This window comes from Panacibacter ginsenosidivorans, assembly GCF_007971225.1.
GTDB lineage: Bacteria > Bacteroidota > Bacteroidia > Chitinophagales > Chitinophagaceae > Panacibacter > Panacibacter ginsenosidivorans.
Genome location: NZ_CP042435.1, coordinates 2945863 through 2961789 on the forward strand (window position 1 = coordinate 2945863; position 15927 = coordinate 2961789).

The window sequence follows — 15927 nt, forward strand, 5'->3', positions numbered from 1 at the left end:
ACAATTGTCAGCAGTTGCAAGATAATAAACATATACCTCCATTCGTAAACCATGTATATTATTATAGGCTTAATTTTGTCACTCTATGCCTTATTTCAATTGGAACGACACCATTAACTTATTTAGCAAACTTACCATACGCCGTGTATGGAATGCTACACGTGTAATGGCTAGTTATCAGTTAAGTAAACTTACCGGTAAGCCCATGCAGTGGGGTTATCCTGTTTCTATATCATTTGAACCAACTACATCCTGCAACCTAAGATGCCCCGAATGCCCCAGCGGCTTAAGAGAATTTTCAAGGCCAACGGGTATGCTTAAGAAAGATTTTTTCAGGGAAACCATTGATGATATTTATAAAGAGCTGCTCTACCTTATTTTTTATTTCCAGGGAGAGCCTTTTTTAAATCCTGATTTTCTCGACATGGTAAAGTATGCTCATGATAAAGGTATTTACACCGCTACATCAACCAATGCACATTACTTAACAGATGAGAAAGCAAAGAAAACGGTAGAAAGTGGCCTCGATCGTTTGATCATTTCCATAGATGGTACCACGCAGGATGTTTATCAACAATACCGCGTTGGTGGAAAACTGGATAAAGTACTGGAAGGTGCACGCAATATTGTAAGATGGAAAAAAGAATTAAAAAGCAAAACACCCTTTGTATTCTTCCAGTTTCTTGTAGTTAAACCAAATGAGCACCAGATAGAAGACATAAAAAAACTGGCAAAAGAAATTGGTGTGGATCAGGTGCGTTTTAAAACTGCACAGGTCTACGATTATGAAAATGATCCCAACCAGTTAATTCCAACAAATGAAAAATACAGCCGCTATAAAGTTGGCAAAGATGGTAAGATGAAAATAAAAAGCGGCCTAAATAATCATTGCTGGAAGCTGTGGCATGCCAATGTAATTACCTGGGATGGTTTAGTTGTGCCCTGTTGTTTTGATAAAGACGCAACGCACCAGCTGGGTAATTTAAAAATGCAGTCTTTTAAAGAAACATGGAACAATGATAACTACAAACAATTCCGAAAAGAGTTAATGACAAGCCGCAAGAATATTGATATCTGTGCTAACTGCAGTGAAGGTTTGAAAGTGTGGGAAGAATAAAGTACAGAACGTACAAGAGTGCGACGCAACAAAAGCTTCATTTATATTCCTGAGCTGGGCTCATAAAAAATCTACGAACACTTATCGCAAACACCACTTACCAAAACATCTGTCTGTGACTGTTTAAAACCTGCCGGCAATTTTACTTCAGGAATAGAAATATTTTCCAGACAATAAGCAGTGCCGCAATCATCGCAAATAAAATGCACATGATTATCGTGGTGATGGCCTTCGCTGCATTGGTCTTTGCACAAAGCATACAGCACAGAATTATCAACGGTTGGAATAGTATGTATGATACCTTTTTCTACAAAAGTTTGCAGTGTACGGTAAATGGTAACGCGGTCAAAATGTTCACCGGTTTTTGTTTCAATATCTGCATGTGCCAATGCGCCATTTGTAAGCCTGAACAACTCCAGTATTTTTCTCCTGCTTTCTGTAATGCTTAGTTGATTGCGCTTCAGAATTTCTGCAACTTCGTTTTTCATATACTAAAGATTAATTACCAAAAAGATTATTACTAAACGTTGTGCCATTTGCTTTCTCTTTCAATAAGGTTCTTATATCATCTTTTAGTTTGTCAAGTTCTTCCTGTTTTAATCCGTCGTATACCTGTCCGCGTACATCACCATTTTTATCAACCAGTGCAAAGAATTGTGTATGTAAAAACTGGTCGTTAATATTCACGAGTGAATTCTTTGGATCATCCAGCAAATAACTATTTCTTGCCTGTGCATAAAGACTGTCCTTCCTGCCCGTCAAGAAAACCCATTTGTGTTCATCAATCTTCAAAGAATCTGCATAATGTTTTATTACCGGCACCGAATCTGTTTCAGGATCGCAGGTATGCGATACGATCATAAACCCCGGTTCATCTTTAAACGCATCATAGATCTTATGCATGTTGCCATTCATCTTTGGGCAAATACCCTTGCACGTTGTAAAAAAAAAGTTTACCACCACCACTTTTCCTTGCATATCTTTTTCTGTAAAGTCTTTACCATCCTGGTTTAAAAAAGTAAATGGCTTTACATTGCTTATTATCGGTGATTTTGCCCTCCAGTTATCGGTGCCCCAAAAAGAAAACAGCAGAAACAAGCCTGTAAGTATTACAAAGAAGATGCTATAACCGATGAATTTTTTTTTCATGTGTTGTTACCTCAGAAAATTACAACGCAAAGTTAAAGCTCCTGCAGGTATGGTAAATCAAGTTAACTTTTGTTTTGCAACAAAGTTGCAAACCATTATTTTTGCAGGCTAACACCTAATAACCGGATGAACAGGAAAATTAATTGGGACGCACTTGGAATTACTACATCGCTTGCCTGCGCTATACATTGTGCGTTGCTGCCATTATTTCTTTCTTCGCTTCCCCTGTTTGGTGTAAATATTATTGACAATGTTTCTTTCGAAGTGTTTATGATCTTGCTTGCATTGGTCATTGGTTCTTACTCCCTCTACCATGGCTGGAAGAAACACCACCACAGCTGGCTGCCATTTCTACTATTTGCTACTGGTATTGCTTTGTTGTTTTGCAAACAGGCCTGGCACAAATATCAATTCTGGTTTCTTATTCCCGCCGTGTTGCTTATTGTAAGCGCACACTTTATTAATTACAGTTATTGCCGTGTACACGATCATGCACACAGTAGTGATTGTGATCATTAATTTTTGTTGACAAGCTTTTGCATTACATGGCATCTTTGTTGTGTCACTCACTTGTACGTTTGGAACAGGTGTCAGCCATAAGGTATCAGCACTCAATATGCTAGGGATATACAGGTTACCATGGCTGCTGATTGCTGAAACCAATTCACTAGTACAAGAGTGCGACGCAACAAAAGCTTAATGCATGTTTGAGCGCTTGGCTCATAAAAAAGTCCCGGTAAAAACCGGGACCGTTACATGAGAAATAATCTGCTTGCTTCGTTGTTTGTATGCTATATGAACAAACTGATTTGCAAAATTCTTTATGCTCTTTAAATTTTGCGTGAACAGAATAAAATCTAATTATTAACTCTGCTTCAGTATTATAAAACTTATAGGCTTAAATTAAGTTTAGACCAGCCTTTCCACCAATCTGCATCTGCGCTGCCTACTGGCCCAACAGCACCGCGATAACTGGTAGGCGTAAATCCTGATGCAAGTTTGCTATTGGTAAAATCTGCACCGGTAAGTAACGGAGAACCATCCTGTGGAGTAAAATCAGGGCTGCTGTAATTATAAGGAGCCGCAAGTTTTACATCATCATTTGCAGCTAATATACTATTACCATATTCAGTTGTAGCAAACCAGAGTGCAGCGGATTCTGATTTCCATCCTGTTGGTGAACTTGTGCTTTCAGAATAGCTAACCGGTGTAGCACAACCTGCAATAGTTGTATGTTGTACGAATAAGGTTCCTGCAGCAATATTATTATCTGTTGGCGTACCCTTGCTTGCATCGATCAACAATCCTGTAGGATAACCCATGATAACAGAATTAAAGATAGAGATGGTTGAATTTCTTCTTATTTGTGCACCTGCAAGGAACAAGCTGTTACCAATGTTTGCTGTAGTAGCTCTGGGCCCTATAACAGTAATATTGCTGTACACGCCTGATGTTTGTGGTAAAAGAGAGCTTCCATTTGCATCATTATCACTTTCAAAAGATTCAGATTTTGAAATATCGGCAACAGATGAATCTCTCATTACAATCCCCCATTGAACTTTACCGCTCCATCCATTGTCTGTATCAAAATCATCATCAAGTGTGCTGATGAAAATAGTGTGTTTAAGATTTACTGATCCGCCGAAACATTCAATAGCATCATCATTTGCTTTGAAAATTTCTACGTAATCAATAGTAGTTGCATTACCTACACCGGCAAGTGTTAGCCCATTCAATTCGTTATCGGGCAGGTATGCATAACCTGCATATTCAATACGTACATAACGGAGTGTGCCTGAATTATCGGCATCGTTTGTGCCACCATATAAACCAAGACCCTCAGCATTATTTACACCACCTTCAACAGAACCAACGCCTGCCACACCATTATAAGACGCGTTTGTTTTTGCATTACCAAGAATGACTATACCACCCCAATCGCCTCTCGCAGGATTTGCCTGATCTGAGGTGAAAACGATAGGATTATCTTTTGTTGCATCTGCAATGATCTGACAACCCTTTGTAATAACGAGTGTGCCTCTTGAGTTTGTGCCTTTTTCCCCTTGTATTACGGTACCTGGTTCAATAGTAAGTTTCGCACCATTTACAACATATACAATACCCCTCAGTTTGTAAGTATAATTTGCTTTCAATGTTCTGTCTGATGAGATCTTTCCTTCGAGAATAGTATTCTCGGCCGTAGAATCTGTACCGCCGTTATTACCCCCGATAACAGTTACGTCTTCTTCAATTTTGCGGCACGATGTAGTTAAAACTACTGCTGCAACTAATAGACTCAAAAACTTGTTCATAAAGTGTTATAGATTTAAAGAGTTTGAATGATCTTAATAATGAGTTATGATTTATTTAAAGTTGTATGCAAAACTTAAGCTCACATTTGTTCCATAGTTTCTTGATAAAGCAAGTGCATCTACACTGTTGTACTTCTTGCTGCCATCAAGATCATGATAGTATCTTGCTTTTTGATTAAGCAAATCAGAAATGTTTAATTTTAATTCGCCCTTCTTGTCCATAATCTTTTTTGCTATCTGCAGATCAAGCAATGGTCTTGGTGCTTCCCATACCGGAGGCAATTGCTCATTACCTACATACAGGATACGACGGCCTACTTCATTAAACAGGAGCGTGGCATAAAGACCGGCTTCTTCTACATCATACTGCATTGATGCATTGATCAGATAAGGTGACTGGCCCTGCATTGGCCTGTTCAAAGATTGCTGATCGAACTTTACACGATTGTAGATATATGAGAAGTTGCCAGCCAATGTAAATCTTTTGAATGCCTGCATAAAATCAAGCTTCTTTCTGAATTCAATTTCTGCACCGTAGGTTTGTGCGCTTGTCTTATCATTATCCAGGTAATTGAATGTGCTGGAAGAACCTGCACCTGTTTGGTTAAAGGCGAGCTCGATGGGGTTATTGAAGTATTTGTAAAAAGCACCAAGTGTAAATAATTCTCCGGGCCTTTGATATATTTCATAACGAAGATCAATATTGGAAACCTTTGTCCTTTCGAGGTTAGGATTACCAATAATAGTGGCACCTACTTCAAAATCATAGAACGCTGTTCCTGTTAATTCCCTGAATTCAGGCCTTACCACGGTTTGTGATACAGCAAACCGAAGGTTTGATCTTGGGCTTAGTTTGTAGGTTGTATTTATAGCGGGGAGAAAATCTCCTACTTTACTATAACTGTATCTTGGATCAGATTTTCTTGTACTACCCACTAATTGGTCATAGTTTTCATAACGCACACCCCATACAACTCTCAATTTATCTGTCAGGTTATTATCGAACTGTATATATCCCGCATTTAAAATGGTGTTTGCTAAATAGCGGAAATAAATACCTGACAATTCATCAAAATGAAATTGATTATCTGCAGGTCCAAAATTTTGAGCAGCAAATATCTGTGAAGGATCAAGCGCTCTTAATGTTGGATTATCTGATGCAAGAGATATTGAGAACGGTCTTGCATTAAACAACCTGTCTTTTACCTGGAAATTGTAACCTGCTTTTATCGATTGCTTCTTACCGCCAATTGTAAAATTGTTAGTTATATCACCGCCAAAATTGTAGATATAATCATTTAGGTTGCTGTAATAAACGCTACCTGTTTTCTGTGAAAGGGTATTTGATAACAAAGCAAGATATGGTGCGTTAGGATCAGTAGGATCCTGGTTATATTGGATACGGCGCTGTTGAGGAATATACTGGTCAAGAATACTGAAGCTGCCAAACCAGTTAAACTTAGACTTAAGCGAGGGCATATTATGTTCCCCGTTTAATTGCGTATTAAAGAAAGTATTGTTTCTGAACCCATATTCATATGCTTTAATATTTTCCCCTAACTGGGAGTTAAACTCATAGTCTTTACCCGTACGCAGCGTAGCATAATCAGAAGTGTTTACATTGATCAGGTTTTTAAAACTGATCTTATTATTGGTATTAAGTCTCAAAGAAAAATTCGCTAATGCTCCCCACAATACATCCTGGGTATATTTATTGTTCTGGTAAATAAAAGAAGCATCTGCTTTGTTATCATTGATATTAAAAAAACTGTTCTGGTAATCAAGATTCTTTACGCTTCTGTTATAGGTAACCGTAACAACACCGCCTAAATCTTTCTTAAATAACTTTGTTACGAAACCTCCGTTTGCCTGGAATGACTGACCGAGCGTGTTAAGAAAGCTTGTTTTTAATTCCGGTGCCCAGCTTTTGGCAGCAAGACTTACACCAAGTTGTGTTTTTGTTGCATTGTCTAATGCACCAAAGGCATTTTTTGTAGGAAAGCCATTAGGTAATGCTCTTGAACCATCATCGATACCAAGAAAATCTAATTTACCACCGGGATAAGTATAAATATCTTTCCCAATTGTATTGGTATTAAAGTTTGTTCCTATAGATATATTGAAAAATCCTTTGGCAGGAATATCCCTGGTATTTACCTGTATCAAACCACCGGCCCACTCACCTGAATACTCCGGAATAAAAGTTTTGTTTACAATAATGTTCTCAACAATAGCTGCCGGAAAAATATCAAAGGAGAAAGTCTTCCTGTCTGGTTCAGTACTGGAAAGCAACACTCCATTTAACATTGCCTGGTTATAACGATCACTTAAACCACGCACCACAATATATCTTCCCTCCTGTATAGATAACCCTGTAACGCGTTTCAGGGCCTCCCCGGTATTTTTATCTGGTGAGCGGCGTATAGCTTCCGCAGAAATAACCTGTGCAACGGCATTGGTATTTTTCTGGAAGGTGATCAAAGCATTGGTGCTTTCTTTTCTTGCAGAAGTTTTTACGGTTACATTTTCAAGGTTACCAGATTTTGCAACCAGGGCAATATTCAGGTTATTGACCTGTACTGCAGTTACTTCAACATCCGTCAATGTTTTGGTACCAAAACCAACAGCAGATATTTCAATCTCGTATTTTTTCCCTGAAGGAAGTGTAAGTTCAAAGTGGCCATCAACATCTGTGGCCACACCAATATTAAGAGAGAGTACTTTTACAGATGCGCCAATAACCGGTTTGTTATTTTCATCTGAAACGGTGCCTGAAACTTTTCCATTCTGAGCGTTTACAGCCTGTGCACTTAAAATAAAGAATCCCACAATCACTAAACGGTTTACCCATCTAATCGCCTGCATGTGTTAAATTTTGTGCAAAGGAATACCGGCAATGTTATGGGCATGTTACCCCAATGTTAAGCAATCATTACCGCAATGTTACGCCAATGTTAACTCCATAAGTAATTGAAGAAGAAGTGATTTTTTGAGCCTGGCTGAGGTTATAATGGCATCGCCTGTTGCGTCGCACTCTTGTACAACTTGTTTTCATTCTATAATAATTAAATAAATTATCCCAAGTGTGGAACTCTGGACTAATAAGTTTTAATGACTTAATGAGTTTTGGAAGCTGATTAATTTAATAGCAATAAAACTTAGTTGCTTCTTTTTATCAAGTTCTTGATCTGTTTTGTCTAAATACAATCTTGAGAATTGAAGTAATTTATTTCGGCACAAAATCTGCCCTTTACCAAATAAATAATACAACAAGAGTGTCATCGAAGGCAATAGTAAGCCACCAAAGCCAAACTTGACAGTATTATCACTGATTTTGAAAATAAAAAACTATTGAAATCTGCATTCTAACATAGACACAACATTGCAACAAAAGAAAATTTTGAAGACTTTATATTATTTACTTTTAGAATGTGGGGAGTAGGTAAAAAGTAAAGGAGAACGGTATAGTTATAGGCATTTCTTCAAATTATAGGCGAATAAGAATCGAGATCGGCTATGGACTTGAAAACATACTAAGCGATAGTGAGACCAAACAAACAATTGACAATGACTTTATACCATTATTCAAACAAGGTGAGTATTACGGCGGCACTTTAAATGGGCTACCTGCCCTGATCAGAAAACTCTATGAGAATTCACGATAGTTTTACTGAAAGGAGAAAAAGCTAACATAATAAAAGCATATTATACTAATTTCTTCAACTTAACATCCTTCGTTTCCAAATTCACCATCACACTATCCCCTTTCTCAAAACTTATTAATTTTGTAGCATCAACTTTTATCCTGAACAAATCCCTGCCAATTAACAAACACAATTCATCATTTATCTTGTCTATTACAATACCGCCAAGCTGAAGCGTTCCATTGTTATGCGCAGCAAACATTTCCACCGGGCTGCCACTTTTTTCTACCACGCCATCTTTAATAAAAAGGATCTCATCTGCAAGCCGTATCATCTCTGCAATATCATGGCTTACCAGCAGCGTAGTTAAATTGAATTGTTTATGTACATTTAAAATAAGCGACTGTAGTTTGTCTCTTAGCTCTTCATCCAATGCAGAAAGTGGTTCATCTAACAACAGCAGGTCTGGTTTGCGTACCAGTGCCCTTGCCAGTGCCACACGTTGCTTTTGTCCGCCGGAAAGTGTTTGTATCTTACGGTTGTGGAGTTGTTCAAGTTCTACTAAAGCAAGTAATTCCTCCACCAGATTTTTAGGAGAAGCTTTATCTATTGCAAACAACAGGTTTTCTTTTACCGTCATGTTGGGAAACAGGGCATAATCCTGGAATACAAAACCAATACTTCTTTTTTGGGGAGCAAGATTTATTTTTCTATTGCTGCTATACCAGTTATTTTCCTGCACTTTTATAAACCCTTTTTCCGGTTCAAGAAAACCTGCAAGCATTCTTAATAAAGAAGTTTTACCTGCACCTGATGCGCCATAGATACCAATAAAAGAACACGGCTTAATATTATGGCTAATATCAAAAAGCATATTCCCGTTGGCGGCATGTAATTTCTTTTGCAGAGAAAACGAGATCATAATAATTTTATCTTATCAAAACGGCGGTTAACAAGATACAATGTAAGCAGTATAATAAATGAAGTAATAAAAAGAATCAGGGCATAAGTATTTGCTGCATCATAATTCATTGTTTCCACTTCATCATAGATTGCAATAGATGCCACTTTTGTTTGCCCAGGAATATTACCACCGATCATCAACACCACACCAAATTCTCCAATAGTATGCGCAAAGGTTAGTACAATACCAGAAAGCAATGAAGATTTTATATTTGGCAGCAACACATTGAACAGTGTTTGCCATTTTGTTTTTCCCAATGAATAAGATGCTTCCCTTAGATTGGGAGATAAAGAATTAAAACCCGAATGCACCGGGTGTACCATAAAAGGCAAACTGTAAATAACAGATGCTATTACCAAACCGGGGAAAGAGAATGCAAACCTTATGTCAAAATAATCCTGCAGCAATTTGCCAAATGCATGAGATGGGCTAAAGGCTAGCAAAAGATAGAAACCAATAACAGAAGGCGGCAATACCAGCGGCATACTTACCACTGCTTCTATAACTGTTTTAAAATTATTCTTTTTATATGCCAGCCACCAGGCAAGTGGTATAGAAATAACAAGCAATATAAGTGTAGTAACAAAAGCCAGTTTCAACGTTAACCAAAATGGTTCAAATTCTATCATAAGCTTGTTTGGCTATCGATATAAAAGTTTATACTGCTGAGGCGCAAAAACGGAGAGGAATTTTTTTCCATTTTTCTTCGCGTCTCGGCGGTTCTGCGGTCATTATTGTTCAATTTTGTTTCTTCAGTACAAGTGTGCAACGCAAGAGGCGATGCCACCTGCATTGCAGCCCGGCTCCTAAAATAAATACTTCACTAGTTTACAATATACCCAAACTGTTTAAAAATATCTTTTGCAGTTTTGGAATAAAGATAGCTGTAAAACTTTTCCGATGCATCTTTATTGGTTTCTGCGCCATGCTTAAGGATAACGGCGGCCTGTTCAATGGGTGCGTAGGTGTTTATATCAAGGTCAATCCAACGGCCTTTTCCTTTCATCTCATCCGACAGCACTACAGACTTTGCTGTAAAACCAATATCGGCAGCCTGAGACGAAATGAATTGATTTGTTTGTGTAATGTTTTCGCCAAAAACAAGTTTATCTTTTACTTTATCATAGATATTATAATGCTTTAATATTGCTTCTGCCGCCACACCATAAGGCGCTGTTTTGGGATTGGCAATGGCAATTTTTTTTACATTGCCGGTAAGCAGCACCTTAAGATCTTTTGAAGGCACAATGCCCGGCGTTGTTGTCCACAATACCAGCACACCTTTTGCATAAACGCGTGGTGGAACCGTACCAAATTTGTTCCTGTGTAGTGTTTGCGGGTAGCTGGTATCGGCAGAAATAAATACATCGTAAGGTGCGCCTTCCAGGATCTGCTGGGTAAGCTTGCCCGATGAGCCCAATATTACTTCTACTTTTATACCTGTTTGCTGTTCAAATGTTGCTTTCAATGCATTCATCGCATATTGCATATTGGCTGCCACGGCTATAGTAACTTTTTTGTTATTCTGGGCCGCAACCCTAACCAATGCCAATAACATAATTGAAATGAAAAAAAATTTTCGCATACCCAAACATATTATTTATGTGCAGTTTCCGGGTAAACAATGCTATCATTTATTATGTTGCCGGCTGTAATACACTGTGGCATCTTCGTTGTGTCACTCACTTATACTATTGATTTTTTATGGCAACAGGAAGCAATTCCTCATCATTCTTACTGCCGAATAAAATCAATAACTTACTAACCTATTATTTTAGCCCATTATTTATCCATATAATTTAACAACCATGATGACAGAAAATCTTTTGATGCTTTGGGAAGAAGGCAGAACCCGTTTTACTAAACTATTGGATGTTGTAGCCGAAGATGATTTACCTAAGAAATTATCGCCATCACCAAATAGTATAGGATTTCTTATTCGCCATATTGGTGATGTGGAAATGCTGTTTGCCAAAAATGTATTTCAACTAAAGGAAATACAGGTTCATGCTAAAACAGTGATTGCCCAAAAAGATACAGGAGAATGGATAACCCTTGCTGAGTTAAAAGAATATGTGCACCAGTCTGCAACTGTATTAAGAAAGGCAATCCTTCAGGTAAAGGAAGAAAGTTGGGAGCAATCAATCACCACAAAGGAGTTTGGCACAAAAACGATGGCAGAGGCTTTGGGCAGAATTGTTACACATACGGCTTATCATGCGGGTCAACTCGGCATTATTCTAAAATACGGACAATAAAACAGCATCGCAGGTTCTTATAACCTGCGTTTTCGTTTGGTTGCCGGAATTAAGCCGTCAGTTATATTTACGGGCTGCGGCACCATCAATAAAGCTGCATAAAGTTCTAGTAGTACAAGAGTGCGACGCAACCAATGCCCCGCTTATGCACTGGAGCCGGGCCAATAAAAAAGTTCTCCATCCAAAAGATTGTTCCCCCTCGGTTAACAGCAATAAATCTTTTGTATATTTATTTTATGGTATCTATAGCACTTTACAATTTAAAAGGTGGTGTGGGCAAAACTGCCGCTGCCGTAAACCTGGCCTACCTGGCCGCTGCAGATGGTTTAAAAACATTGGTGTGGGACCTTGACCCACAAGGCTCTTCGTCATTTTACCTGAATGTAAAAGCAGATGTAAAAAATGAAAGCCGCAAACTGATAACCGGCGAACTGGCGGCCAAAGATGCCGCGCAGGATTCGGCATTTGAAAACCTTTGGGTAATACCGGCCGATCTTTCAGCACGCAATGCAGACCTGGCGCTGGATGATTTGAAACAAAGTAAAAAGAAACTGAAGAGCGTACTGACCGGTTTAAAACAGTTCGACCTGGTAATACTGGATTGCCCGCCGGGCATATCACTCCTACACGAAAATATTTTTAATGCGGCAGACTGGGTGCTGATGCCTAATATTCCTACTACTTTATCCATACGGTCGTTTGAAACGGTAATGAATTATTTTAAAGAAAATGATCTTGACGCAGGCACTCTGAAATGTTTTTTTAGTATGGTAGATCACCGCAAGAACCTGCACCATGAAGTGATGCAGGAGTTTTATAAAGACAAGCTATTCTTTAAAAATTATATCCCATACCTGAGTGACGTGGAGAAAATGGGTACGCACCAACAACCCATTTTTGAATTTGCCAATAGCAGTTATGCTGCGCAATGCTACCGCGATCTATGGAATGAAATAAAGAAAACATGCCTTTGATTTTTGTATCAGCTACAAAATTTATACAGCAAATAAAAATCTATGAACAGACAAATTACATCATGGTACAGCCCCGCCCTTGGTAAAGAAATGCCTATCGCTTCTTATGGTCACTTTGGTTTTGCGTTATTATTGATACCCACAGCAGCAGCAGATTACCTGGAATATGAGCGTTTTCAAATGATAGATGTACTACAACCACTAATAGATTCCGGGAAACTAAAGGTATTCAGCATAGACAGCATGAACAAAGAAAGCTGGCTGAACCATGAAATGATTCCCGATCATAAAGCTATTCGTCACAACCAGTTCAACGACTATGTGTTCAATGAAGTAATTCCCTACATCCGCAATAATACCAGCCCCGATACTTTTATTTATACCAGTGGCGCATCATTTGGTGCATTACATGCAATGAACCTTTTTCTCAAAAAACCCGATCTCATTAATGGCGCTATCAGCCTCAGTGGTGTGTACGATCTTACTGAATACACAAAAGGTTTTTGGGATGAACAGGTTTATTTCAACAGCCCCATTCATTATGTGCCCAATTTGCAGGATCAATGGTATCTTGATAAAATTAAAGCATCGCATCATATACATATTTATACCGGCGGTGGTGCGCATGAAGACCCCGAAGCAAATAAAAGATTCTCACAGGTTTTGTGGGACAAAGGCATCTGGCACGACCTGGACATTTGGGGGCCGGATATAAATCATGACTGGCCAACATGGAGGGCAATGCTACCTTATATTATCGATATAAAGTTTTAAAGACTTAGTTTTACCCGTAACAATGCAGTTAATTTTTATTGAACCGGCTGCATTGCTGCTATTAAGCTGTGGTTGTGTCACTCACTTGTACTTTTTATCCCTGTTCTGCACCTTTCAAACACCAATTTCGTTTGCGGGTACGTTAATTGAATATTATTGTCACAGCATTTTATTACATGATCTTTTCATTTATAAAAAATAAAGCGTTACGCATAACCGCATGGGTGTTTAGCAGCCTGCTATTGATTATTATTTTATTACTGGCGGCAGTAAATATTTATCTCGCTTTTAATAAGGATTCTTTGTTAAGCAAGGTTAAAGAAACAATTGGCAATAATGTAGCGGGTAGACTAGAAGTAAAAGATATCAGTATAAGTACCATCAGCACTTTCCCCGATATTGCTGTTGACCTTGAAAATGTAGAGCTCATCGATTCTGTTTATCAAATGCCATTTCTAAAATGCAGCGTGCTCAGTTGCCGCATCAATATTTTTAAAATAGGAGATATACAACACCAGCTTTCAAAAGTTGTTTTAAAACAGGGGCGCATACATATTTATACAGACAGCAGCGGATATAGCAATCTTGGTATGTTTTTAAAACCCAAAAAAGAAACAACACAAAAACAGAAAGAGGGTTTTGTGATCCGCACCGTAATGCTTGAACGTATTGATCTTGTTATAGACAATGAGCAAAAAAAGAAAGACTTTGATTTTCATATACAAGATTTTACTGCAAAGCTGAAACAAACAGATACCCTTTTGCATATCGCTGTTGAGCATAAGACAACGGTAATGAAAATGATCTTTAATCGTGCAAAAGGCAGCTATCTTGAAAACATGGCTGTAGAAGGTAATTTGGATCTTTACTTCAACAGAGCATCCAAAACATTGCGTTGCGAAAGAAGTGAAATGGAGATCAATGAGCAACCATATACTGTAACCGGATTATTCAATTTTTCCGGCGAACCCTCTTTTCATCTTGATATAGCAGGCAATGAATCAAAGTTTGAAAAAACCTATGTAGTACTTACCCCTAAATTAAGAACGAGGCTAAGTGCCATACAGATTACAGAACCGCTCGCGGTACATGTTGCGCTAAACGGCCCATTAGCGAATGGAAAAATACCCATCGTTACTGCCTCCTGGAAAACCGAGAACAATCAATTGAGCAGTGGGCCTGTTACATTTGATGAATGTTCTTTTACAGGAAGCTTTACCAATAATATTTCGGATACACTGCCACATACAGATCAATTCTCTGAAATAACTATGCAAACTTTTTCAGGCAAATGGCGGGGATTGGAACTTACCGGTAAAAATATAAAGGTGAATAATCTGCAGCAGCCGGTTGTTCAGTTTAACCTGTCTTCGTTTGCATCTCTTACAGATGTTGATAATGCTATTGGCTCTGATGCAATAACTTTTCTAGCAGGCACAGCATCTATCGGATTGTCTTATAAGGGGCCTCTTATTGCCGATCCTTCTCAATTAAAAAATCTTACAGCAGCATTACAACTAAAAAACGGCCAGCTCTTATATGAGCCTAAGAATATAATGCTGGAAAATTGTACGGGCTTTGTATCTATCGGCGACAATAAACTATTGTTCAAAGATTTTGAGTTTGATTTTAAGAACAGTCATTTTGCGGTAAATGTTGAGGGCAATGATATGAGTGGGCTTTCAAAAAACATCAATTATAAAGCAGCATTGGCGTTGAACGTTAGCAGCCCCTATCTACATCTTGACGAGATATTCCAGGTATTGCAACCAACAGAGAAAAAAACCACTAAAAAAAGAAAAGCACAGTTTGCCGCTACGGCTAATAAAATAGACGATTTTTTTGCTAACAGTAACTGGATCATTAATCTTGCCGCAGATAAGGTAAGTAAGGGTCCTTTTTATGCAGAGAAACTAAAGGTTCAACTTGCCATGCAGGAAAACAACTGGAACGTAAATTATTTATCACTTTATCATGCAGGCGGTTCTATTTCTGCAACTGGCAAATTATACCAGCGCAATGCAAAAACATCTGCGGCACATGCAGATATCAAAGTACAGCAAATAAATATACAACAATTGCTTACCGGCTTTAATAATTTCGGGCAAAACAGCATTACAGGAAAAAATTTAAGAGGAGTGCTGGACGCCGAAGCGCATCTTAATATGACAATTAATTCAGGTACAGGCGTTGTAATTCCCAGGTCAATGACGGGCGCAATAGATTTTTCTTTAAAGAACGGCGCCATCATTAATCACAAAGGGCTTGAAGAAATGAAAATACTTTTTCTCAAGAATCGTGACATGAGCAATGTTCGTTTTGCGGAACTTAAAGACCGGCTTGATATAACACCCGATTATTTATACATCAACAGAATGGAAATTCAATCAACCGCCATCAGCATGTACCTCGAAGGCCAGTACGATATTTATGGTAAGAATACAGACATGCTGATACAGGTTCCCTTTAGCAACTTTGGTGAACGCGATGAAACAGTACCCGCAAAGAACAAAGGGCTTGATGCCAAAACCGGTCTTAGTATTTGGATCGGCGCAAAGAACGATCAATATGGCGAAATAAAATTTACACCAAGGCTTTCAAAGAAGAAATTCAAAAAAGATAAAGACAAGAAGTGATTTTTGTTTACCGGCTATAGTACATATGGCATCGCCTGTTGTGTCACTCACTTGTACGTTTGGAAAAGGTGTCAGCTATCAGGTATCAGCATTCAATAA

General features: G+C 38.3%; 14 protein-coding genes. 7 read left to right on the forward strand and 7 right to left on the reverse strand.

Going from position 1 to position 15927, the window contains the following annotated elements:
- The first annotated feature begins 85 nt into the window (after positions 1 to 85).
- Positions 86 to 1117, forward strand: coding sequence for a radical SAM/SPASM domain-containing protein (locus FRZ67_RS12415; protein ID WP_147189873.1), 1032 nt, complete (start codon positions 86 to 88; stop codon positions 1115 to 1117).
- Between the two features lie 71 nt (positions 1118 to 1188).
- Here FRZ67_RS12415 and FRZ67_RS12420 read toward each other — a convergent pair whose 3' ends face one another.
- A complete protein-coding gene (locus tag FRZ67_RS12420) occupies positions 1189 to 1605 on the reverse strand; it encodes a Fur family transcriptional regulator (protein ID WP_147189874.1) in 417 nt (138 codons plus the stop codon).
- Positions 1606 to 1615: 10 nt separating this feature from the next.
- Entirely contained in the window at positions 1616 to 2266 is a 651-nt protein-coding gene (locus tag FRZ67_RS12425; RefSeq protein ID WP_147189875.1) for an SCO family protein, read from the reverse strand.
- 126 nt (positions 2267 to 2392) lie between these two features.
- Between FRZ67_RS12425 and FRZ67_RS12430 the strand changes: the two genes are divergently transcribed.
- Positions 2393 to 2785: a MerC domain-containing protein gene (locus tag FRZ67_RS12430; RefSeq protein ID WP_147189876.1), complete on the forward strand. Its 393-nt coding sequence runs from the start codon at positions 2393 to 2395 to the stop codon at positions 2783 to 2785.
- Between the two features lie 371 nt (positions 2786 to 3156).
- Here FRZ67_RS12430 and FRZ67_RS12435 read toward each other — a convergent pair whose 3' ends face one another.
- Both FRZ67_RS12435 and FRZ67_RS12440 read right to left on the reverse strand, forming a co-directional pair.
- The gene (locus FRZ67_RS12435) at positions 3157 to 4578 is read right to left on the reverse strand and encodes a beta-helix domain-containing protein (RefSeq protein WP_192903869.1); all 1422 of its coding nucleotides are present in this window, start codon (positions 4576 to 4578) and stop codon (positions 3157 to 3159) included.
- 51 nt (positions 4579 to 4629) lie between these two features.
- On the reverse strand, positions 4630 to 7443 hold the full coding sequence (locus FRZ67_RS12440) for a TonB-dependent receptor (protein WP_147189877.1): 2814 nt from the start codon (positions 7441 to 7443) through the stop codon (positions 4630 to 4632).
- A 599-nt stretch (positions 7444 to 8042) separates the two neighbouring features.
- Here FRZ67_RS12440 and FRZ67_RS23935 point away from each other — a divergent pair.
- Positions 8043 to 8243, forward strand: a complete 201-nt coding sequence (locus FRZ67_RS23935) for a TPM domain-containing protein (RefSeq protein WP_147193210.1) — start codon at positions 8043 to 8045, stop codon at positions 8241 to 8243.
- A gap of 40 nt (positions 8244 to 8283) precedes the next feature.
- Here the strand turns inward: FRZ67_RS23935 and FRZ67_RS12450 are convergent, their stop codons facing one another.
- The 3 genes from FRZ67_RS12450 to modA form a co-directional block, all read right to left on the reverse strand.
- Positions 8284 to 9144 carry an ATP-binding cassette domain-containing protein gene (locus FRZ67_RS12450; protein WP_147189878.1) on the reverse strand — a complete coding sequence of 287 codons (861 nt, stop codon included), beginning with the start codon at positions 9142 to 9144 and terminating at the stop codon, positions 8284 to 8286.
- A complete protein-coding gene (gene modB, locus FRZ67_RS12455; RefSeq protein ID WP_192903870.1) occupies positions 9141 to 9815 on the reverse strand; it encodes a molybdate ABC transporter permease subunit in 675 nt (224 codons plus the stop codon). The genes FRZ67_RS12450 and modB overlap by 4 nt, the downstream gene beginning before the upstream one ends.
- A gap of 194 nt (positions 9816 to 10009) precedes the next feature.
- Entirely contained in the window at positions 10010 to 10771 is a 762-nt protein-coding gene (gene modA / locus FRZ67_RS12460; RefSeq protein WP_147189879.1) for a molybdate ABC transporter substrate-binding protein, read from the reverse strand.
- Between the two features lie 223 nt (positions 10772 to 10994).
- Between modA and FRZ67_RS12465 the strand changes: the two genes are divergently transcribed.
- The 4 genes from FRZ67_RS12465 (at position 10995) to FRZ67_RS12480 (ending at position 15828) form a co-directional block, all read left to right on the forward strand.
- Positions 10995 to 11444 carry a DinB family protein gene (locus tag FRZ67_RS12465; protein ID WP_147189880.1) on the forward strand — a complete coding sequence of 150 codons (450 nt, stop codon included), beginning with the start codon at positions 10995 to 10997 and terminating at the stop codon, positions 11442 to 11444.
- Between the two features lie 236 nt (positions 11445 to 11680).
- Positions 11681 to 12418 (forward strand): ParA family protein, encoded by a 738-nt coding sequence (locus tag FRZ67_RS12470; protein WP_147189881.1) that lies wholly within the window; start codon positions 11681 to 11683, stop codon positions 12416 to 12418.
- Positions 12419 to 12460: 42 nt separating this feature from the next.
- Entirely contained in the window at positions 12461 to 13192 is a 732-nt protein-coding gene (locus FRZ67_RS12475; protein WP_147189882.1) for an esterase family protein, read from the forward strand.
- A 176-nt stretch (positions 13193 to 13368) separates the two neighbouring features.
- Positions 13369 to 15828 (forward strand): AsmA family protein, encoded by a 2460-nt coding sequence (locus FRZ67_RS12480; RefSeq protein ID WP_147189883.1) that lies wholly within the window; start codon positions 13369 to 13371, stop codon positions 15826 to 15828.
- The last annotated feature ends 99 nt before the right edge of the window (positions 15829 to 15927 follow it).

Excerpts from the sequence above, each read along its gene's own strand:
- FRZ67_RS12425 (WP_147189875.1), bottom strand. The coding sequence starts at position 2,266 with ATGAAAAAAAAATTCATCGGTTATAGCATCTTCTTTGTAATACTTACA.
- FRZ67_RS12470 (WP_147189881.1), top strand. The coding sequence starts at position 11,681 with ATGGTATCTATAGCACTTTACAATTTAAAAGGTGGTGTGGGCAAAACT.
- FRZ67_RS12420 (WP_147189874.1), bottom strand. The coding sequence starts at position 1,605 with ATGAAAAACGAAGTTGCAGAAATTCTGAAGCGCAATCAACTAAGCATT.
- FRZ67_RS12435 (WP_192903869.1), bottom strand. The coding sequence starts at position 4,578 with ATGAACAAGTTTTTGAGTCTATTAGTTGCAGCAGTAGTTTTAACTACA.
- FRZ67_RS12415 (WP_147189873.1), top strand. The coding sequence starts at position 86 with ATGCCTTATTTCAATTGGAACGACACCATTAACTTATTTAGCAAACTT.
- modA (WP_147189879.1), bottom strand. The coding sequence starts at position 10,771 with ATGCGAAAATTTTTTTTCATTTCAATTATGTTATTGGCATTGGTTAGG.
- FRZ67_RS12480 (WP_147189883.1), top strand. The coding sequence starts at position 13,369 with ATGATCTTTTCATTTATAAAAAATAAAGCGTTACGCATAACCGCATGG.
- FRZ67_RS12465 (WP_147189880.1), top strand. The coding sequence starts at position 10,995 with ATGATGACAGAAAATCTTTTGATGCTTTGGGAAGAAGGCAGAACCCGT.
- modB (WP_192903870.1), bottom strand. The coding sequence starts at position 9,815 with ATGATAGAATTTGAACCATTTTGGTTAACGTTGAAACTGGCTTTTGTT.
- FRZ67_RS12430 (WP_147189876.1), top strand. The coding sequence starts at position 2,393 with ATGAACAGGAAAATTAATTGGGACGCACTTGGAATTACTACATCGCTT.
- FRZ67_RS12450 (WP_147189878.1), bottom strand. The coding sequence starts at position 9,144 with ATGATCTCGTTTTCTCTGCAAAAGAAATTACATGCCGCCAACGGGAAT.
- FRZ67_RS12440 (WP_147189877.1), bottom strand. The coding sequence starts at position 7,443 with ATGCAGGCGATTAGATGGGTAAACCGTTTAGTGATTGTGGGATTCTTT.
- FRZ67_RS12475 (WP_147189882.1), top strand. The coding sequence starts at position 12,461 with ATGAACAGACAAATTACATCATGGTACAGCCCCGCCCTTGGTAAAGAA.